Annotated in this window: 21 protein-coding genes and 2 pseudogenes; 10 read left to right on the forward strand and 13 right to left on the reverse strand. The window is 61.9% G+C overall.

Annotated features, from left to right (window positions below; translation table 11 throughout):
- The 5 genes and pseudogenes from EOA36_RS06440 to EOA36_RS06460 form a co-directional block, all read left to right on the forward strand.
- Positions 1 to 228, forward strand: a pseudogene (locus EOA36_RS06440) (NUDIX hydrolase); the annotation flags it as partial.
- A gap of 119 nt (positions 229 to 347) precedes the next feature.
- The gene (locus EOA36_RS06445; protein ID WP_127276099.1) at positions 348 to 659 is read left to right on the forward strand and encodes a PilZ domain-containing protein; all 312 of its coding nucleotides are present in this window, start codon (positions 348 to 350) and stop codon (positions 657 to 659) included.
- A 674-nt stretch (positions 660 to 1333) separates the two neighbouring features.
- Entirely contained in the window at positions 1334 to 5113 is a 3780-nt protein-coding gene (locus tag EOA36_RS06450) for a vitamin B12-dependent ribonucleotide reductase (protein ID WP_127276100.1), read from the forward strand.
- 37 nt (positions 5114 to 5150) lie between these two features.
- Positions 5151 to 5414: a helix-turn-helix transcriptional regulator gene (locus EOA36_RS06455; protein WP_127276101.1), complete on the forward strand. Its 264-nt coding sequence runs from the start codon at positions 5151 to 5153 to the stop codon at positions 5412 to 5414.
- Between the two features lie 25 nt (positions 5415 to 5439).
- A complete protein-coding gene (locus EOA36_RS06460; protein ID WP_127276102.1) occupies positions 5440 to 6030 on the forward strand; it encodes an ImmA/IrrE family metallo-endopeptidase in 591 nt (196 codons plus the stop codon).
- 86 nt (positions 6031 to 6116) lie between these two features.
- Here the strand turns inward: EOA36_RS06460 and EOA36_RS06465 are convergent, their stop codons facing one another.
- From EOA36_RS06465 to EOA36_RS06475, 3 genes are all read right to left on the reverse strand, one after another.
- Positions 6117 to 6614, reverse strand: a complete 498-nt coding sequence (locus tag EOA36_RS06465) for a hypothetical protein (RefSeq protein ID WP_245464270.1) — start codon at positions 6612 to 6614, stop codon at positions 6117 to 6119.
- A gap of 121 nt (positions 6615 to 6735) precedes the next feature.
- Positions 6736 to 7257 (reverse strand): hypothetical protein, encoded by a 522-nt coding sequence (locus tag EOA36_RS06470; RefSeq protein ID WP_127276104.1) that lies wholly within the window; start codon positions 7255 to 7257, stop codon positions 6736 to 6738.
- Between the two features lie 30 nt (positions 7258 to 7287).
- The gene (locus EOA36_RS06475) at positions 7288 to 8244 is read right to left on the reverse strand and encodes a DUF3592 domain-containing protein (protein ID WP_245464271.1); all 957 of its coding nucleotides are present in this window, start codon (positions 8242 to 8244) and stop codon (positions 7288 to 7290) included.
- A 186-nt stretch (positions 8245 to 8430) separates the two neighbouring features.
- Here EOA36_RS06475 and EOA36_RS06480 point away from each other — a divergent pair, with 186 nt between their 5' ends.
- On the forward strand, positions 8431 to 8619 hold the full coding sequence (locus tag EOA36_RS06480; RefSeq protein ID WP_127276106.1) for a hypothetical protein: 189 nt from the start codon (positions 8431 to 8433) through the stop codon (positions 8617 to 8619).
- A 191-nt stretch (positions 8620 to 8810) separates the two neighbouring features.
- Positions 8811 to 9035 carry a hypothetical protein gene (locus EOA36_RS36995; RefSeq protein ID WP_135864181.1) on the forward strand — a complete coding sequence of 75 codons (225 nt, stop codon included), beginning with the start codon at positions 8811 to 8813 and terminating at the stop codon, positions 9033 to 9035.
- A 9-nt stretch (positions 9036 to 9044) separates the two neighbouring features.
- On the opposite strand, the gene EOA36_RS06485 is transcribed toward EOA36_RS36995, so the two are convergent.
- Positions 9045 to 10118: a GH25 family lysozyme gene (locus EOA36_RS06485; protein WP_127276108.1), complete on the reverse strand. Its 1074-nt coding sequence runs from the start codon at positions 10116 to 10118 to the stop codon at positions 9045 to 9047.
- Positions 10119 to 10444: 326 nt separating this feature from the next.
- Between EOA36_RS06485 and EOA36_RS06490 the strand changes: the two genes are divergently transcribed.
- Positions 10445 to 11077: a DedA family protein gene (locus tag EOA36_RS06490; protein WP_127276110.1), complete on the forward strand. Its 633-nt coding sequence runs from the start codon at positions 10445 to 10447 to the stop codon at positions 11075 to 11077.
- A gap of 16 nt (positions 11078 to 11093) precedes the next feature.
- Here the strand turns inward: EOA36_RS06490 and EOA36_RS06495 are convergent, their stop codons facing one another.
- The 5 genes from EOA36_RS06495 to EOA36_RS06515 all read right to left on the reverse strand — a co-directional run bounded on the left by EOA36_RS06495 (position 11094) and on the right by EOA36_RS06515 (position 14632).
- The gene (locus tag EOA36_RS06495; RefSeq protein WP_127276112.1) at positions 11094 to 11885 is read right to left on the reverse strand and encodes a phosphodiester glycosidase family protein; all 792 of its coding nucleotides are present in this window, start codon (positions 11883 to 11885) and stop codon (positions 11094 to 11096) included.
- 115 nt (positions 11886 to 12000) lie between these two features.
- Entirely contained in the window at positions 12001 to 12627 is a 627-nt protein-coding gene (locus EOA36_RS06500) for a transglutaminase-like cysteine peptidase (RefSeq protein WP_127276114.1), read from the reverse strand.
- A 148-nt stretch (positions 12628 to 12775) separates the two neighbouring features.
- On the reverse strand, positions 12776 to 13648 hold the full coding sequence (locus EOA36_RS06505) for an undecaprenyl-diphosphate phosphatase (protein WP_127276116.1): 873 nt from the start codon (positions 13646 to 13648) through the stop codon (positions 12776 to 12778).
- A gap of 241 nt (positions 13649 to 13889) precedes the next feature.
- Entirely contained in the window at positions 13890 to 14087 is a 198-nt protein-coding gene (locus EOA36_RS06510) for a hypothetical protein (protein WP_127276118.1), read from the reverse strand.
- 149 nt (positions 14088 to 14236) lie between these two features.
- Entirely contained in the window at positions 14237 to 14632 is a 396-nt protein-coding gene (locus tag EOA36_RS06515) for a GFA family protein (protein ID WP_127276120.1), read from the reverse strand.
- A gap of 113 nt (positions 14633 to 14745) precedes the next feature.
- Here EOA36_RS06515 and EOA36_RS06520 point away from each other — a divergent pair, with 113 nt between their 5' ends.
- Positions 14746 to 15774, forward strand: coding sequence for a 2OG-Fe(II) oxygenase family protein (locus tag EOA36_RS06520; protein WP_127276122.1), 1029 nt, complete (start codon positions 14746 to 14748; stop codon positions 15772 to 15774).
- Between the two features lie 48 nt (positions 15775 to 15822).
- On the opposite strand, the gene EOA36_RS06525 is transcribed toward EOA36_RS06520, so the two are convergent.
- The 3 genes from EOA36_RS06525 to EOA36_RS06535 all read right to left on the reverse strand — a co-directional run bounded on the left by EOA36_RS06525 (position 15823) and on the right by EOA36_RS06535 (position 17662).
- A complete protein-coding gene (locus tag EOA36_RS06525; RefSeq protein WP_127276125.1) occupies positions 15823 to 16779 on the reverse strand; it encodes an alpha/beta hydrolase in 957 nt (318 codons plus the stop codon).
- Between the two features lie 26 nt (positions 16780 to 16805).
- Positions 16806 to 17291, reverse strand: a complete 486-nt coding sequence (locus EOA36_RS06530) for an SRPBCC family protein (protein WP_127276127.1) — start codon at positions 17289 to 17291, stop codon at positions 16806 to 16808.
- A gap of 122 nt (positions 17292 to 17413) precedes the next feature.
- Entirely contained in the window at positions 17414 to 17662 is a 249-nt protein-coding gene (locus EOA36_RS06535) for a ParB N-terminal domain-containing protein (protein WP_127276129.1), read from the reverse strand.
- 202 nt (positions 17663 to 17864) lie between these two features.
- Between EOA36_RS06535 and EOA36_RS06540 the strand changes: the two genes are divergently transcribed.
- Complete coding sequence (locus EOA36_RS06540) at positions 17865 to 18281, forward strand: thioesterase family protein (protein WP_127276131.1); 417 nt, start codon at positions 17865 to 17867, stop codon at positions 18279 to 18281.
- Between the two features lie 15 nt (positions 18282 to 18296).
- Here the strand turns inward: EOA36_RS06540 and EOA36_RS06545 are convergent.
- Positions 18297 to 18527, reverse strand: a pseudogene (locus tag EOA36_RS06545) (LysR family transcriptional regulator); the annotation flags it as partial.

The raw sequence follows: 18527 nt of genomic DNA on the forward strand, positions 1-18527 counted from the left end.
GAAGCCGGCCGCTATTTCTACGCCAAGGTGCTGGCTTCGGGCGAAGAAGTGCCTTGCGAGGTGCTGGTGTATCCGCTGCACGTCGACAAGGTCGCCGACCGCTGGAAGGAAAAGCACTCCCGCATCCGCAAATGGGTCAATTCCAGCGAAGCGGTGCGCATGGTCAATGAACCGGACCTGTGTCAGATCATCGCCTATTTCTGCGCCGACCCACGCAGGTTCTCCTAGGGCGCAGGCCCTCCACCCCGTGCGTGGATCGTAATCATTTCACAACCATGTGATGTATCGCGTGAATGGTTTGCTAATTTTTCTTCGGTAGAAATTGGCCAATCTGGCGCGTTTCATCGATGGCGAACCCTGTAAACCCACTTCAGCAAGAGTCCACCGAGCCCCAGCGCGAGCATCGTCCGCGCGTGCTCAAGGGTGGAACGATCATCACCGGTATCCAGAATTCCGAAGTGAGTTGCATGGTGCGTAACCAGCATGCGGGCGGCGCCGAACTGAAAATACCGCTCGAGGCCCGGGTTCCCGATCATTTCCTTCTCTATGTGCCGCTCGACGGCGTCGCCTATCGCTGCGAGGTCCGCTGGCGCCGCAGCGACCGACTCGGCGTCCAGTTCACCGGAACTGAACCCAAGCCGAAGCTGCATTACGGCTGATCCCTGGCGCACCGGCGTGCCGGGCTTTTTGAGTTCGCGGCACAATATTTCCGCAGTCCGCGTACACGCACCGGGATCGCGCATACCTGCCGGCGGAAAAATGGCCGCCACAGCGGTCAATTCTATCCCCGTTATCCACATGTGTGACACACAAGATGTTGGGGTCACAAAAGCTACGCAAACGAATCCTTGACGGCTCGAAACGAGTCGCCTTTTATAGGCCATGTGCTCCTGTTGAGAGCGCGACCGGAAAGTTCTGAGCCCGGTCTTTTTCCCGGATTATGTGCGTTTTGCCCGCATTTTCGCCTGTTTACGAGGCCGGCGGAAGCGTTGGGATCGTGGGGTGATGGGGCGACGAAAGGGAGAATTGTCGGACTGGAATAAATTGTCTGTTAATACTATATTTAGTGTTTGCAGCTAGGTTCGACGCTAGATAGTGTGAATTTCCCTCGGGTGAGGGAATCGAAAAATTCAGTCTTGAGGGACCCGCGGGGTCGATTGGCAGCTTCGGCAAACGCCCGGCAAGGCGATTTGTCGTGTGCGTGGCCGCGCCCGCGAAGTGGAGATGCCGGCATTGTTCGAAATGCCGGCAAACGGCGGACTGCGCGTTTCGTCTTTTGGGGGCAGAAATCCCCTGATGAAAGCGCTATATATGGACAAAAGGGATCGGACCAATGCGCATCGAGCGTCGTTTCACCAAGCCAGGCCAATCTGCTTATGCGGAGATCGAATTCCGCAAGGCGCTTTCTGAGATCAAGAATCCGGATGGCTCGGTGGTGTTCCGCTTGGACAACATCGATGTGCCGGCGCAGTTCTCCCAGGTCGCCGCGGACATCCTGGCCCAAAAATACTTCCGCAAGGCCGGCGTCCCCGCGCGCCTGAAGAAGGTCGAGGAGAACGACGTCCCCTCCTTTCTGTGGCGCTCCGTCGCCGATGAAGCGGAACTCGCCAAGCTGCCGGAAGCCGAGCGCTATGGTTCCGAGATCGACGCCCGCCAGGTCTTCGACCGGCTGGCCGGCACCTGGACCTATTGGGGCTGGAAGGGCGGCTACTTCAAGGCGTCGGAGGAAGACGCGCGCGCCTTCCGCGACGAGCTTGCCTATATGCTGGCGACGCAGCGCGTCGCGCCGAACTCGCCGCAATGGTTCAACACCGGCCTGCACTGGGCCTATGGCATCGACGGTCCGAGCCAGGGTCACTTCTATGTCGACCCCTTCACCGGCAAGCTGACCAAGTCGAAGTCGTCCTACGAGCATCCGCAGCCGCATGCTTGCTTCATCCAGGGCGTGCAGGATGACCTCGTCAACGAGGGCGGCATCATGGATCTGTGGGTGCGCGAGGCGCGCCTGTTCAAATATGGCTCCGGCACCGGCTCGAACTTCTCGCTGCTGCGCGGCGAAGGCGAAAAGCTGTCCGGCGGCGGCCGCTCGTCCGGCCTGATGAGCTTCCTCAAGATCGGCGACCGCGCCGCTGGCGCCATCAAGTCGGGCGGCACGACGCGCCGAGCGGCGAAAATGGTCATCGTCGACGCCGACCATCCCGATATCGAGGAATTCATCGACTGGAAGGTCAACGAAGAGCAGAAGGTCGCCTCGCTGGTGACCGGTTCCAAGATCGTCAAGAAGCATCTCGAAGCGATCATGAAGGCCTGCGTCAATTGCGAAGGCCATGACGACGACTGCTTCGATCCGACCATCAACACGGCGCTGAAGCGCGAGATCAAGTTGGCCAAGAAGTCGGCGGTGCCGGAAAACTACATCTACCGCGTCATCCAGTTCGCCAAGCAGGGCTACACCTCGATGTCGTTCAAGACCTACGACACTGACTGGGATTCTGACGCCTACCTCACCGTTTCGGGCCAGAACTCCAACAATTCGGTGTCGCTGAAGGACAATTTCCTGCGCGCCGTCGAGACCGACGCCGACTGGCACCTGACCGCCCGCAAGGACGGCAAGGTCTTGAAGACGCTGAAGGCTCGCGACCTCTGGGAAAAGATCGGCTACGCCGCCTGGGCTTCCGCTGATCCCGGCCTGCATTTCAACACGACGATGAACGACTGGCACACCTGCGCCTCCGCCGGTGCGATCCGGGCCTCCAACCCGTGCTCGGAATACATGTTCCTCGACGACACGGCCTGCAACCTCGCCTCGATCAATCTGCTTCCCTACCGCAATGCCGACGGCACGATCGATATCGCTGCCTACGAGCATACCGTGCGGCTGTGGACCATGGTTCTCGAAATCTCGGTGATGATGGCGCAGTTCCCGTCGAAGGAGATCGCCAAGCTCTCCTACGACTACCGCACCCTCGGCCTCGGCTATGCCAATATTGGCGGCCTGCTGATGACCTCGGGCATTCCCTACGACTCCGATGAGGGCCGCGCCATCTGCGCCGCGCTGACCGCGATCATGACCGGCGTCGCCTATTCCACCTCGGCGGAAATGGCTTCCGAGCTCGGCGCCTTCCCGGACTATGACCGCAACGCCCAGAACATGCTGCGCGTCATGCGCAACCATCGCCGCGCCGCCTATGGCGACAAGGACGGCTACGAGAAACTCGCGGTCAATCCAGTGCCTCTCGTGGCGTCGGACCTGAAGCAGCAGGATTTGGCCACCCACGCCAAGGCCGCCTGGGATCGCGCCATCGAACTCGGCGAGGAGCATGGCTACCGCAACGCGCAGGCAACCGTGATCGCGCCCACCGGCACGATCGGCCTGGTCATGGATTGCGACACCACCGGCATCGAGCCCGACTTCGCCCTGGTGAAGTTCAAGAAGCTCGCCGGCGGCGGCTATTTCAAGATCATCAACCGCGCGGTGCCGGAAGCGCTGCGCACGTTGGGCTACTCCGAGAGCCAGATTGCCGAGATCGAGGCCTATGCGGTCGGTCACGGCAATCTCAACCAGGCGCCCGCGATCAACCCCGGCTCGCTCAAGGCCAAGGGTTTTGGCGACGACAAGATCGCGGCGCTCAATGCCGCGCTTAAGTCGGCCTTCGACATCAAGTTCGTCTTCAACCAGTGGACGCTCGGCGCCGACTGGGTGAAGGAGACTTTTGGCTTCACCGACGAGCAGCTCAACGACTTCTCGTTCGAAATGCTGCCGGCGCTGGGTTTCTCCCGGAAGGATATCGAGGCCGCCAACATCCATGTCTGCGGTGCGATGACGCTGGAAGGCGCTCCTTTCCTCAAGGCCGAACACCTCGCCGTATTCGACTGCGCCAGCCCGTGCGGCAAGATCGGCAAGCGCTCGCTTTCGATCAACAGCCACATCCAGATGATGGCGGCGGCACAGCCCTTCATCTCCGGCGCCATCTCCAAGACCATCAACATGCCGAACGACGCGACGGTGGAGGACGCCAAGAGCGCCTACATGCTGTCGTGGAAGCTGGCGCTGAAGGCCAACGCGCTCTACCGCGACGGCTCGAAGCTGTCGCAGCCGCTCAATGCCTCGCTGCTCGCCGATGGCGAGGAGGACGAGGACGATGCGGTCGAGCAGTTGATCCAGGCACCGGCGGCGGCGCGCGCGGCGCAGATCACCGAGCGGATCGTCGAGCGCATCATCGAGCGTGTGTCGCGCGAGCAGGAAAAGCTGCCCGGCCGCCGCAAGGGTTATACGCAGAAGGCCAAGATCGGCGGCAACACCATCTTCCTGCGCACCGGCGAATATGACGATGGCCGTCTCGGCGAGATCTTCATCGACATGAACAAGGAGGGTGCCACGCTGCGTGGCCTTCTCAACAACTTCGCCATCGCGATCTCGCTCGGCCTGCAATATGGCGTGCCGCTCGACGAATATGTGCACGCCTTCACCTTCACCAAGTTCGAGCCGGCCGGCATGGTCATCGGCAACGATGCCATCAAGAGCGCGACATCGATCCTCGACTACGTGTTCCGTGAACTGGCCATCTCCTATCTCGGCCGCAACGATCTCGCCCATGTCGACCAGTCGGACTTCTCCAACACAGCGCTTGGCCGCGGCATCAGCGAAGGCAAGACCGACGCCGTCTCCAAGGGCCTGACCCGCGGCTCGCCGGTGAAGCTGGTGTCGAGGGCAAGCGGCAGCGAGCCGAAGGGCTTTGCCGGCTCCGGCAGCCCTACCCGCTCGGCGCCGACGGCCTTCTCCGGCTCCAACGTGCTGGCGTTGAAGCCGGCGAGCGACGAGGCGATCGCCTACAAGCGCGACTATGAGGAGCGGGCCAAGGAACTGGCCGAGGACATCGCCTTCGAGGAAGCGGCCTCCGATGCCTCGACCGATACCACCGCGGCGCTGTTCACCGACACGGCGGCCCAGGAAGCAGCCGAGGCGAAGAAACTCGCGGCCGACCGCCGCGCCAAGTCATTGCTCCAGGGCTACACCGGCAATTCCTGCTCCGAGTGCCAGAATTTCACCATGGTAAGGAACGGGACTTGCGAGAAGTGCGATACGTGCGGCGCCACGAGCGGGTGCAGCTGAGAACCGAGAGTCGGGCGAAGAATCCTAGGAGACTTTCATGAAGAACGGCAGTCCAGAAAAATTCGGGGCTTTCATTGAACGCACCCGCCGCGAGAAGAGGTGGTCACAAAATCAACTCGGAAAGCTCATTGGCGCAGGCAGTGCGTACATCACCAGTGTGGAAAACGGGGAAATTTGGCCGACAGATCACATTCTGGATCAGCTCGCGGCACTTTTTGGGGTGCCGCATGAGTATCTGATCGCTATGCTCGGCCCGAAGCCGCAAGTAGCCGCCGAGGCCCGTCCACGACCGAAGGCCTAAACCACAGCGCGGCCAGGAGGATACGATGAAGTCCCTGGATCGCTTTAATTCTGAAAAGCTGAGTGAACTCGACATCGCCGAACGTGCCCGCCAATTTAGAGGCTCGTTCGGCATATCGGACAAACTCTACGTTGATATAATTGAAATCCTAGAATTTAAGCTGAAAGAGATTCTACCCGATTTCAAATTGATGATTCGGCGAGATATTGAGCTGGATAAGACCGCATATGCGACGAATGACCCACCGCGCATCTTTGTAAGAGAGACAATCTACGATAGTGCTTGCGATGGAGATCAAGAGTGCCGCAGAATACTTGCGCACGAGTTAGGACACCTGCTTTTGCATGCGCATATAGATGGAGCTAAACAGAAAGATCTTCTGGGCTACACTCCACAACTCACAAACATGAACTCCCTCGAAAGTGTCGAGGATCAGGCCGATATATTCGCGAGAAACTTCTTAGTTCCGCCATTTGTGGCTTTTGAGTACCGCCGAGACATCCACAGACTTTCGCAGCTTACCGGAACTCCTACTAATATCGCTTCGGCAGCGGCTCTAATTTCAAAACGAATTGAAATGCTAAGGATACGGCAGCCGCCAGCAAAAAAGCAGTGATGCTCCTGCCGCCATCCGGCGCCCAATCCCTTCCCATTGTAGGAGTAGACAAGAGGCACTCCTGATCGCACTTTGACTGCCGGCGCCTAACCCGCCGGCAACACCCGCAACGTCTGCTCGTCAAACAACGGCTCGTCCTGGCCGATGCGGACGAACAGCACTTTCCGCCCCTCACCCGCCGGCACCTCGAAATACTGGATGCCGTCGGGCATTTCGCCCCAGTCGCCGCAAGGCGGTTCGGGAACCTCGTCGGGGTTGGCGAGCGCCTTCAGCTCTTTCGCATAGGCGGCATTAGGGCTGAATGTGTAGCGTTTGACGCCGACGGGCACGGTGCCCTCGGTGTAGGGCGCCAGCACACAGCGGGCGCTGACGGCCTTGTCGGTCTTTTCCAGCAACAGGCGTAGCACTGCGGCTTCGGCGGTTTCGCCTGACTTGATGTCGAACACCTCGACCAGAGGATCGGCCGCACCGCCATCGCTGTATTTGATGGCAAGTGCGTTGCCGACGAATTCGAAATGGATCTGGCGGAAGCCGAAATCGCAGCGCTGCACCCAGGCGGCCAGCCCGACCGTCTTGTCGGTCATTTTTTCCCAGACGCATTTGTCGATCGGCGGGCGCGACGGCGCGGGCTCATCCGCATGTGCTGCAGCTGATATCGTCGCTGATGCAAACAGCGCGCAGGCCCAAGCGAACGATCTCATGACGCTATTCATCGCTGCATCCCGCCAAAGTGAAGGCGTCCCATGCCGAGCCGTTCCGATTGGCTTTGGCGAAGTCGGCAAATTCGGTGAAAGCAGCGCCGAAATCAGGCAGCAACAGCCCTTTCGGCGCCGGCGTCGCTTCGCGCGAGTTAAGCTGCTCGGCGCCGCCTCCGGTCAAGGCATAGACCTGGCCTATCCATATCCGGCACAGCCCGCTGCCATCCTCCAGCCCCGCCTCGCGGTCGTCGTCGGTGCAGGTGTGGCGGATAGTGCCGAGCGGAAATGAATTCCTGCCATTGGTCCAGGTGATGTCGGCCGGCAGGCTTATATCGGTCTTCGGCACGGTCAGCGAAAACACTTCGGCCGTCAGCGCTGCCGGCTCATTGTGGAGCGGCCGGAATTGCATGACCGCACCCGAACGCGGCTCGCGATAGGTGGCGTGGCTCAACAGACACTCTTTTGCGCTCGCTGCCTGCACGGCGCCGAGCAGAGCCAGGAAGAACAAGGCCGGTTTGCCAGTGATCATTGAATGCCTCGTCATGAAAGCAGGCGCGCCTCAAACGACCAGCCAGGCGGCGGCGCCGAGAAAGCCCAGCGAGCAAACCCACAGCAGCCAGAGCCCGCGCACCCGGCATTCGAGCACCGCCGAGGCGGGATTGGCCGGGTCATAGTGCACGTCGACCTTGCTGCCTTCGGCATAGCGCCTGGCCTGGCCGCTGACGAGGCCGGGCAGCGAGGCCGTCACGCTGACGCCGAAGGTGACACGATCGGCGCTGTAGCGCTGTCCGGCGACGCCATAGCTGTAGACGATGCGCGACCGAAAGACGGTGCGCCAGCGATAGCTGCCATTGGCGCGGATCGTCTGCAGGCCCGACGCATCGATGCGGCCGGCGGCGACCGGCCATTGCACCGCTTGCCTGGCAAGCGCCTTCTGGGCGAAACCCATGCGCAGGACGAACAGGCCCATGAACAACAGCAGCGCCGCCGCCCCGAGATTCTGCGGCTTGGCCAGATGCGGCCTGATCCCCTCCAGGACGCCGCCAACGGAAAACACCAGAACCACTGTGCCGATCACCAGTCCCGCCGACAGCTTGGCCATGAATTTGAAGGCGCCATCGGGAAAGGTGCGCTCGATCACCGCCTTGCTCGGATCGGCCGGATTGTAAAAGACAGTCACCTCGGCGCCGCGCGGAAACTGCGCCAGGGTTTCAGCGACTTCGAAATTTCCCAAATTCTCTTTCACACTGTAACGCGAGCCGCGAAATGTCTTGCCGCCCACCTTGTATTCGAAGGTGATCGCCGGAAAATTGCGGATTTCGGTGGTGTCATTGCTGTCCGGGCCAACGCCCGAGACTCTCACCTCACGCGCCTCGGCGCGCGACGAAATGATCTTTCCCGGCGTCGGCAACCAGTGGCTGAGGGCCTGCACCTCCCGCCATTTCACGAAGGTGATGAACGACAACATGCCGGCGACCGCGCAGGCAAATCCGACAAGCAGAAATTGGAGCTCCACCCTGATCCCCCCGGAGTACAGGAACCGGCACTAGACAGCACCGCGGCGGCAATGTCTCGCTTATTCGCAAAACACCAATGCCGGCGCCTCACGCGCACTGAATTGCTGAAGCGTAATTTGACGACTGAGGCGATCGGCTTAAAAAGGGCCGGGAACTTTCGCGAGGCTGCAAGTCGGGAGACGGACATGAACGACGAAGCCGACGACGACAAGGACATCGTGAACCAGCTTGCCTATGTCAGGGCCGATCCAAGCCAGCACGACACGCTGACGCTTCTGGCCATGATCGACGCGGCGATTTCCGAGATCATGGGGTTGAGGACGGCGCTGCGGCTGAGCGAGGAACGCAACAGCCGCAGCGCTCAGCTGCAATAAGAATCCGAACCAGCGCTTTGATCCGCGTCGGCCATCATCTGCCGGCCCGCGCCGCCCGCCCAGGCGCGCCATCTCCGCTCGTTACCCCGGTGGGATTGCCTTGAACGGACGCATGGCGACGGTCCGGGCATTCGAATCCAGGTCTGTCCATCGCAGCAATGAATGGATCGCGCGCCGCCTCAATGGCTTGGTTGACTCAGATCAAGGCCCTGCCTGCGTTCATCCTGTCTTCTCCGGCAATGGCAATCATCAAACGGAGAACGGACGTGCCCAGCTACGACATCATGGTTATCGCGGCGGTCCTGATCAGCTTCGGCTTATTTTCCGGGATTCTGGCCTTCGCCACGTTCGACGAATCGCGCCGGCACTCGGGCAAGGCGCCCCGCGGCGAAGCTTCCGGCTCGCGCGCCCATTAGTCGCGCTGCCTAGTCCGCGTCAGCCATCATCTGCCGGCCGCCACCGCCGGCCCAGGCGCGCCATTGCCGCTCATCGCCATGGAAGACGTTGAGGTCGATGCGACCGGTCACGCCATGCGACAGGCCGGAGCCGGAATACTGCCAGAACAGCCACTTGCGATCGGGATAGACCTTCGACGGATGCCGGGCCACGGCACGCAGCCAGAAGGGATAGTCCGGGAAGGCGCCCTGAAGGTTGTCGCGATAGAAGTCGGGCGACGTGTAGATGATCGGCCGCTGGCCGTAGTGACGCTCCAGCTTGTCCATGAACACCTGCATCTTCTCCAGCACCTTTTCGCGCGACGGCCGGCGCTGGCAGCTGGAGTCGCCGTTCCACTCGACGTCGATCACCGGCGGCAGCGCACCATCGACCTTCGGCACGTTGCGGATGAACCAGTCGGCCTGTTCGCCAGCGGTACGGCACCAGTAGAAGAAATGATAGGCGCCACGCTTCAGCCCGGCGGCCTGCGCGCCGCGCCAGTTCTTCATAAACATCGGATCGAGATGGTCGCCGCCGTCGGTTGCCTTGATGTAGGCGAAGTTGGCGCCCTGGGCGCGCAGCTTTTCCCAGTTCACGTCGCCCTGCCAGCGCGACACGTCGACACCGTGCACGGCAAGGTGACGGGGCGACGAGCGGCCGAAATTGATCGGCTTGGCATCGCGGAAGCCGTAGCGCGTGACCGGTCCTGCGAGCATGGCCGGTGCCGCCCGCGACAACAGCTTCGGTGGCGACACCAGGGCAGCCTCCTCGATCGGCGGCTCGACACTGTCTGGCAGTTCGGGTGCGGGAAACGCCACCGTCTCTTCCTCCGCCAGGCCAAAGGGGCGAGCGGTGTCGTCCGCGGACGCAACCTCAACCCGTTTGCGCGCCGCGTTTGCCCTGGCCACCGGAACGGACGCGATCGGCGCGCTTGGCCGCACCACCGAACTGGTCGTTTCATTGGATGGCTTCTGCATGTCGAGCGCGTCCATGCCCGACGTCGACGAACAGCCGGCAAGGCACAGCGATGCGATCACGAAACTGATGACGCCTGATAACCGCATCTGGACCTGTACTCAAACACAACAGACCGAAGGCGACGGCCGACGGACAACCAGACCAGTTATGAACGAGAAATTACCAATAAAGTTTGAATCAAGTTTTTTACCATAGCTGTGGCCCCTTTCAGACAGTCGCCGGCGGCGGGCCGGCCAAGCCTTGACAGCGCCATGATGTGGCTGTTGAGAACGGTATGCGGCGTTTGCGCCGGCGTTCCCAAAATTCTTGAAAAGGCGCCGGGCCACGCGGCTGGCTCGTCAACGACAAGCTCGACGAACTCAGAAGCCTGCTCGACAGCGGCAGCTGAGGAACACTTTCAAAAGGAGCTTGCGTGCAGTCGTTCATCGACCAAAGCGTTTGTTTCATCGAGAACCATCAGGCCTGGGCGGGCCTCGTGGTCGGGCTGCTGGCCTTCGGCGAATCGCTGGTGCTGGTCGGCATCCTGTTGCCCGGCACCACGGTGCTGATCATCGTCGGCGGCCTGGTGGGCGCCGGTATCGTCCAACCCCTGCCCGTTCTCCTCGCCGCGATGATCGGTGCGGCGCTCGGCGACACCATCTCCTATTTTCTCGGCAAATGGCTTGGGCGCGGCGTCGTCCACAAATGGCCGCTCAACCGCTATCGCCGCGAGATCGCCAGGGCGCGCCTGTTCTTCCATCGCTACGGTTTCGCCGCGGTTTTCGTCGGCCGCTTTTTCGGCCCGGTCCGCGCCACCGTACCGCTGGTCGCGGGCATGATGGGCATGAACCGACGCCGCTTCCAGATCGCCAACATCCTGTCGGCGATCATCTGGGCGCCGGTCGTGCTGTCGCCTGGTTGGCTGGTGGCGAAAGGGGCCGACAGCCTGCCCGAACTCGACGCGACCAGCCTGTTCGGGCTGGCGGTGATGGCGGCCATAGCGGCGGCGATCATCGTGGCCGTCATTGTCATAAGACTGCGCGGCAGGCGCGATGCCCGGACCTAGGGGGTGGCGCCATGCATCAGCCTCGTTTCCTGAAGACGCCGATCATCGGCCCCAGGTTCCAGTAGTCGTCGTTGCGGCCAATGGCCGGAGCGAGCAGGCTCGATATCGTGCCGTCGAGAAAGAGTGCGTTGTCGCAGCCGAGCGCGTCGCGAAACAGGCGGGCAAAGGCGTGGAATGTCACCGTGCCATTCGAGATGGCAAAGACGGCGACGCCATCCTTTCGCACCCCGACGCCATCGCGGCTCTTGCGCGACGTGCCGTCGGACCGGAATTTCGGGTGAAGCTGGCCGTCGATCACCAGCATCGGCCCTGATTGCGTTGCATAGTCGGTGGCTGGCCGCTGCCTGACGAAGTCCCTGGTCGCCCGCACCGCGGCCTTGCCGCCGCCGATATAGAAGATGCCGTTCGGCTGCAGCGAAAAATTGCCGCTGCCCGATCCCGTCTTCACACCGGCCATTTCCCGGCCGCGCTCGACATAGAGGCCGACCGGCCTGAGGTCGGGGTGATACATGCCCGCATTGATGGCAAACAGCATGGTACGGCCGGCCGCGCGCTGGGCGTTGTCGAGATTGTGCAGCGACTGAAAAGGCTTGCCGCCCTGATCTTTCCAGAACAGTTCGATCGAATACAGTTTTGGATCGACCTCGCAGACGAGAAAGCTGCCGGCCTCGAAGGCGACGTCACGGCACGGCGGCACCGAAGCGAACCACTGGCCGAACGCCATTGTCGTGGCAAGCGCGTGCGGCAACGCGGCCTTGACCAAAGTCAGCAACAAGGGCGCCGAATGCAGGAGTGTCAAAAAATCCATGCGCGTTCCGGATTGTCGGTTCCAACGAGTTGTCGTGGATAGCACCGCTTGCCGGTACGATGAAGGATTTGCTCAGGGGAAGCGTGGACTATGGCCCGGGGACGGCCCGCGACGGCTATTTGACGGCGCTGACCAGCTTCTCTTCGCCGGCGAGAATGGAGACCCAGCGCCCGGTGTTGTCACTCGCCTGTCTTTTCAGATAGCGATACGGCGTCTGGTTCCAGAGACGAACCTTGTCGACAAGATTGTCGAGGATGAAGTCGCCCTTGTCGGTGCGTACCGTCAGCACGGCATGGCCTTCGCCATCCGGCTTGCGAACCACCGTCATCAGGAGATTGGCTATGGCGATGCCCAGGCTGGTGAGCTCACGCCGCTTTTCCAGCGCGTAATCCTCGCAATCGCCGAAGCCATTGTCCGGATAGGCCCACCATTCCTCCTTGCCGTAATTGTCCATGTCGCTCATCGGCTTGACGCGCGTGTTGACCGAAAGGTTTACGGCACTGATCTCCCGCAACAGCTTGCCAGTCATCTGTTCCGGCTCGCTGTCGGGTGAACGGATGGAGCACTCGGCGGCATGGATCTTGCAAAAATCATAGTGGCCGATCGGCTGCGAGGTCGAGCCGCCGATGACCATGGAAGCGGGAGCCGCGTAGGCGGAATTCGCCGCCGAACAGAAAGCAATCAGGGCAATCGCAAGCCCCAGCCCCTTCGCCTTGCGGCGCAAACCCAACGAGGATGCCATGCGGCTCCGCCATCTGTTTTTTGTTAACAGAACGTTAAGGGCGGACATTGCCCGAAGTCAATGAAGGCGTCCGATCACATCTTCGGGCATGGGTTGATGCGCTCCAGGCGGTTGCAGCAGCGCAACACCGCAAGCGTGCCGGTTCGGCCTAGGCTAGCCATCCCATAGCCACGCCGAGCAGCAGGACGACCCCGAGCGCGCCGCGATAGATGACGAAAGGCCAGGCGGAGAAGCGTTCGAGCACGCGCATCAGGCCCCAGATGGCGAAGAAGGCCGATATCGAGGCCACGAGCAGTCCCACGCCCAGAACCGACCATCCATGGGCGTCGAGATGCGCCTTGTGCAGTTCCCACAATTCCTTGAGGCCGGCGAGCGCGATCGCCGGCAGCCCGAGCAGGAACGAGAAACGCGCAGCCTCCGCCCGCTTGAAGCCAAGCCCCAGTGCCGCCGTCAGGGTCGAGCCAGAGCGAGAGACGCCCGGGATAAGCGCGCCAACCTGGGCGACGCCGACAAGGAGCGCGTCGACGAGCGACGCTTCGCCCACGGTGCGCCTGTGGCGGGCGAAAATCTCGGCCAGCGCCAGCAGGACCGCCATGGCGATGCAGGCCCAGCCAATCACGCTCAGACTGCGCAACGGCGAATTGCAGGTGTTGAGGACGCCCGAGAGCGCCACGCCGGCGATGACAATGGGGATCGTCGCCAGCACGATCCACAGCGCCAGACGGAAATGCCGGTCGGCAAAATCGCGGCGCGTGAGGGCATCGAGTGATCCAAACAGGAGATCCCTCACGTCGCCCCAGAAGTAGCTGACCACCGCTGCAAGGGCCGCCAGCTGCATGGCGGCGGAGAAAGCCGAGCCCGGGTCCTGCCAGCCAAGCACAGCCGGCACGATGCGCATATGGGCGGTCGAGGAGATCGGCAGCAGTTCGGTGATGCCTTGCACAAGGCCGAGGAAAGCGACCTTGGCAAATCCAAGGCCGACAAAGCCCGTGTCGACGCCTTGCGTGCAGATATCAGCCATGTCGGTTCCATGCGGGAGGGATCGGACTTGCGAAGGCACGATCGGCGGCGATCAATGCCGGGCAAGCCATACCGCTATGCGGCGCAGAATCAATTTACGGATTTGTAAGCTGGCGGCCCGAACGGGCGTCATAGCGTCGCGTGGCGGCGGACACATTGCAATACGCTTGCGGGCCGCGCCACCCGCATCCAAACCGGCCCACGGGCCGGCCAATGATGTTCATGGAAGATCGCAAGGCTACTCAGGGGCACAGCCACAGTTTCTGGCAGGTCCTGGCGATCACATGCGCCGGCGGGACAACCGGTTCATCGAGGGAAGGCCGGCGAGCCCGCTCAAGCAGCATGCGCACCTGTTCCGGGCGCACACGGTCGCGCTCCATCACAAGCAGGACCATCGGATCGCTCAAAAGCTCGTCCAGGGTGCTGATGCTGTCGTTCATCCGTCGTCTCCTCGAATGCCGGGCCCGCGACGCATAGATAGGGTGACAAAGATGGCCCGCCAATGACGCTTTGCCGGCTATCGCGTGTCTCTTTGGATTAATTTTTGGTCATCCCGGGGCACGTCGTCCTGTTGACGAGAAGGAGGAAGCTAGGCCGGCGGAGCGCCTTCATATTGCGGCAAGCCGTCGTCAAGCATCACCCAGGGCTGTTTCGAGGCGGTCCACATATGCATCTGTGGCCTGAAGAACGACGGGTCGTCCAGCGAACCGGTGGTCACGCCGATGATGCCGGCGGAATCGCGCCGCGAAAACATCGTTGTGCCGCAGTTCGGGCAAAACCCGCGCTTGAGGTCCGGCGAGGTGTTGACCGTGGCCAACCGGCCCTCGACCGTCACATCGTCGATGCGGAACAGAACACGCGCATTGAAGGCCGCGCCGATCGCCTTCTGGCAGAGCCGGCAGTGACAGATGCGCTCGTTGATGGGGTCGGCGTCGGTGCGGTAGCGCACCGCCTTGCACAGGCATCCGCCTTCGTATTTTGCCATCGCCTGAATCCGTTGGTGGAGTGAACAGGCGGCAAGGTAGCGGCGACGCCGATTGGGTCAATTGAAAAGCTTTGATACAAGGTCATCGATTATCGTGATGCGGCAGGACCGTGATGACACCGGACATCGAAACAATCGGCATTGCGGACCTGTTCGGGCCGCCCTCGCCCGCCCGCGACCGCGCCGACGCCAGGATCATGGCTGCCGCGGCAGGCATCGGTTTCCTGGCGGTCCGGGATTTTCCCGGCGATGACTGGCTGACGCCGGAAAAGCGCGCGCGATTGCTGCGTATCTTTGCGCTTCCCGATGCCGGCAAGCAGGAATTGCTGCGCTGGAATTTCGATCACACGAAGAAGAATTTCTACCGCGGCTGCTTTCCGCTGCAGCCGCAAGCCGTTTCCTACAAGGAAGGCATCGACATGGGGCCGGACCTTGCCGATGCGGCGCGAGTCTCGACCTCCGACGATCCCCTGTGCGAGCCGACACCACTACCGGCCGAAAATGCCTTGCCCGGCTGGCGCACCGCCGCGGCCGACTACTACCGCGCGATGGAGACGGTCGGCACCATGCTGATGCGGTCGATCGCACGCGGGCTTGGCCTGCCTGAAACGATCTTCGATGCCTATTTCGCTGGTGGCATCTCGACGCTGCGGCTGATCCGCTATCCCCTGCGCGACGCCAGTGCCGGCGTCGACACAAGCGGGCCGGAGTTTTCGGTGACCCACAAGGGCGAAACGCGCACCATCATCGGCCGCGAACATGCCGATTCAGGCTTCGTCACCTTGCTGGCGCAGGACGGCGTCGAGGGCTTGCAGGCAAAGAACCTCGCCGGCGAATGGATCGACGTGCCTCCAGCCAATGGCACGCTGGCGGTTAATTTCGGCCAGTTGCTGGAGCGCTGGACCGGTGGCCGCGTGCGCGCGACACGGCACCGGGTCATTGCACCCAAAACGACGCGGTTCTCGATCCCGTTCTTCTACGAGCCGCGCGTCGACGCGGAGATATCGCCTCTGCCATTGGACGGCGCCGAGCCCTTCGAGCCTTTCCTCTACGGCGATTATCTCTGGGAATCGGCGACCAACTTCGTCGAGATGGGCGGCATCAAGCATCTGAGACAGCCACGCCGCGCCAGGGCTTCCTAAACAGCACGACGGCCGTCTCGTTGGAGACGGCCGCCAGAGATGGCAGGGTCATTCGGTTTCGCCGACCACCTCGTCCCAGCTCTTCACCTTGGTCTGGCCATCGAGGAAAGGCAGTGCGGCGGCCGTCAGTTCCGGAGCGAAGAAGACGTCGTAGTGGGTGCGGTTGGGCAGGATGGCGAGACGGCTCTGCGACAGGTTCTCACGCATCCAGCCGGCATCCTTCAGGCCGCCACCGAGCATCTGGTAGAACTTGATCTCATGCTCGGGCTTGTACATGTCGCTGTCGCCGTAAGCGAGCATGACGGGCATCTTCAGCTTGGGAACGTCGGCGGAGAAGTCGTAGTTCTGGCGCATGAAATTGCCGAGCGCGTCGAGCAGCTTCGGGAAGTCCTCTGGATGTGGCGCGACGGCGACGTAGGATTTGTACATCGGTGTCTCTTTCATGAACGCCGCGGCGGCGGCACTTACCTGCGCCTGCTGCGGGCGCATCTCGTCATAAAAGCCGTCGGCGGCGTAGCCGGTCGAGACAAGGACCAGCCGGCGCACAACCTCGGGATGCTGGACCGCCATGCGGAAGGCAACGCCGCCGCCCAGCGAATAGCCCATGACGTCGACCTTGTCGTAGCCGAGTGTCTTGACGATACCAGCCATATCATCGCCGATCGCCTCCAGGGTGAATGGCCGGTCGCCAAGCGCGGTGCGGCCGTGCCCCTGCAGGTCGACCCCGATGACGGTACGGTTCTCGGCAAGCTTGGCCAGGATCGGCGCGAACATGTCGATGGAGCCGAGGCCGCCATGCAGCAGAAGCAGCGGCTCACCCTTGCCATAGATAGCGTAATAGTAGTTCACGCCGTTGATCGGCAGCAGGCCGGATTTTTGCGGCTTCGGCAGCGTTTTCGTTTCGGTGGTCATAGCGGGCTTCGTCTCCTCTGCATTGATGGTGCCCGGACAAGCGAGAAACGCCGCGGCCGAAGCAAGAATGGCAAAAACCAGGGTTCTGGACATATCGGTCTCCTCCTGGTCAACCGATGTCAAAGCGTCCTGGCGAGGTCTTCGAGCTGGTCGGTGCATTGCCCCCAACCCGCGTGAAAACCCATCGCCTGGTGCTGCTGCCGGTCGGCGACGCTCCAGTGCCGGACGCGCGCGATGTAGCGGGTCTTGCCCTCGCCTTCGTCCTCGAAGGTCAGCACGCCGGTCATGAACGGTTTTTCCGACGGCTCCCACGCCTGGGTATAGGCATCGGTGAAGATGATCTTCTTGCCGGGAACGACTTCCAGGAAAACCCCGGGATTGGGGAATTCATCGCCGTCAGGACCGGCCATGACGACGAGGCTGTTGCCACCCGTGCGCACGTCCATCTCGGCACGCGGCGTCGTCCACGGCTTTGGCGCGAACCATTGCGTGATCAGGGTCGGGTCGGTCCAGCAGCGATACACGTTCTCGCGCGGTGCATCGATGATGCGGGCGAGAACCAGTTCGCGGTCGTTGGCGGGGGCGATGTCGAGCTTGGTGGCCACTATTTTCTCCTCGGGATTCGGCTTGATCTGGCTTCCGTCCCAAGGACGAGCCAATGCAACGCAACCCGACATGCCAGGTGAAAAATTCTGGAGACTGTGCGTGCTTCGGGCGAAGGCGCGCGTCAGTGGCGCTTGGCTTGCACCAGATAGGCGTCGATCTCTGACTCGCCGAGCCACTTGGCTGCTTCCAGACGATGCAGTCCTTCGACAAGTATGTGCCGCTTGCCATCGTGGCGGACCTGGATCGGCGTCTTCATGCCGTTTTCCAGGATATCCTCGGCGAGATGCCGGACGGTCTCGGGATGCAGCGTCTTCTTGCGTGCGGTGGGCACGTAGATGTCGTCGACCTTGACCTTTTGCACCCTGAGCATGCCTGTCCCCATGGCGGAACTGCCGCCGTCTTTCTGAGATAGTCGGTTTGCTCGGGAGGGCCAAGGGCCCGGCTAAGGAATGTCGACCTACAGGCCATCGCCGGCTCGAAAGCCCTCACCCAAGTCATCCGCCGGTTTGCCTGCAGCCGCGTGTTTCGATAAGGCGTCTCGCGATCCAAACAAAGGCCACGGAACAATTCACATGAGCAAATCCCTCGTCACCTTCGTAGGCGTCGCCCATCCCTGGATGTGCGACGTGATGGGGCACATGAATGTGCGCCATTACGCCGCGATGTTCGACGATGCCAGTTTCCAGCTCCTCGGCCATATCGCCGGACAGGAGGGCGGCCAGGGCTCCCAGAACGGATGGGCCGACGTGCGCACCGAAATCGACTACCGGCATGAAACGAAAGCCGGATCGCTGCTCACCATCCGCTCGCATGTGATCAAGGTCGGTCGCACCTCCATCACCTTCGAACAGGTGATGTCCGGATCGATCGATGGCATCGTCCATGCATCGAGCCGGACGACCAGCGTGCGCTTCGATCTCACCGCCAGGGCCTCGGTGGCGCTGGATGAGCCGATGCGCGACCGCGCCGCGGCCTACCTTGTCGAATAGACCCGCGTCGACCCGTCAATCGCTGTAGATTCGATCCTGCAGGGGCGTTTCGGCGATCAGGGCCTGAATTCCGGACAAAAGCGCCTTCTCGGCCCGATTCATCGCCTTGTCGGGATTGGTCAGCAGGAAGATGTCGATGGCCGGCGGCGCATCGTAAGGCGGCAATCGCCACAGCATACCATCGGCCACGTCGCGCCGCGCGACATGCAGCGGCAGCGGGCCGATGCCGAGCCCTGCCACGATCAT

The sequence above is a fragment of the Mesorhizobium sp. M8A.F.Ca.ET.021.01.1.1 genome (genome assembly GCF_003998025.1).
Lineage (GTDB): Bacteria > Pseudomonadota > Alphaproteobacteria > Rhizobiales > Rhizobiaceae > Mesorhizobium.

Coding starts and splice junctions, on each gene's coding strand:
- EOA36_RS06445 (WP_127276099.1), top strand. CDS start 348: ATGGCGAACCCTGTAAACCCACTTCAGCAAGAGTCCACCGAGCCCCAG.
- EOA36_RS06450 (WP_127276100.1), top strand. CDS start 1,334: ATGCGCATCGAGCGTCGTTTCACCAAGCCAGGCCAATCTGCTTATGCG.
- EOA36_RS06455 (WP_127276101.1), top strand. CDS start 5,151: ATGAAGAACGGCAGTCCAGAAAAATTCGGGGCTTTCATTGAACGCACC.
- EOA36_RS06460 (WP_127276102.1), top strand. CDS start 5,440: ATGAAGTCCCTGGATCGCTTTAATTCTGAAAAGCTGAGTGAACTCGAC.
- EOA36_RS06465 (WP_245464270.1), bottom strand. CDS start 6,614: ATGACCGACAAGACGGTCGGGCTGGCCGCCTGGGTGCAGCGCTGCGAT.
- EOA36_RS06470 (WP_127276104.1), bottom strand. CDS start 7,257: ATGATCACTGGCAAACCGGCCTTGTTCTTCCTGGCTCTGCTCGGCGCC.
- EOA36_RS06480 (WP_127276106.1), top strand. CDS start 8,431: ATGAACGACGAAGCCGACGACGACAAGGACATCGTGAACCAGCTTGCC.
- EOA36_RS06485 (WP_127276108.1), bottom strand. CDS start 10,118: ATGCGGTTATCAGGCGTCATCAGTTTCGTGATCGCATCGCTGTGCCTT.
- EOA36_RS06495 (WP_127276112.1), bottom strand. CDS start 11,885: ATGGATTTTTTGACACTCCTGCATTCGGCGCCCTTGTTGCTGACTTTG.
- EOA36_RS06500 (WP_127276114.1), bottom strand. CDS start 12,627: ATGGCATCCTCGTTGGGTTTGCGCCGCAAGGCGAAGGGGCTGGGGCTT.
- EOA36_RS06505 (WP_127276116.1), bottom strand. CDS start 13,648: ATGGCTGATATCTGCACGCAAGGCGTCGACACGGGCTTTGTCGGCCTT.
- EOA36_RS06510 (WP_127276118.1), bottom strand. CDS start 14,087: ATGAACGACAGCATCAGCACCCTGGACGAGCTTTTGAGCGATCCGATG.
- EOA36_RS06515 (WP_127276120.1), bottom strand. CDS start 14,632: ATGGCAAAATACGAAGGCGGATGCCTGTGCAAGGCGGTGCGCTACCGC.
- EOA36_RS06520 (WP_127276122.1), top strand. CDS start 14,746: ATGACACCGGACATCGAAACAATCGGCATTGCGGACCTGTTCGGGCCG.
- EOA36_RS06525 (WP_127276125.1), bottom strand. CDS start 16,779: ATGTCCAGAACCCTGGTTTTTGCCATTCTTGCTTCGGCCGCGGCGTTT.
- EOA36_RS06535 (WP_127276129.1), bottom strand. CDS start 17,662: ATGCTCAGGGTGCAAAAGGTCAAGGTCGACGACATCTACGTGCCCACC.
- EOA36_RS06540 (WP_127276131.1), top strand. CDS start 17,865: ATGAGCAAATCCCTCGTCACCTTCGTAGGCGTCGCCCATCCCTGGATG.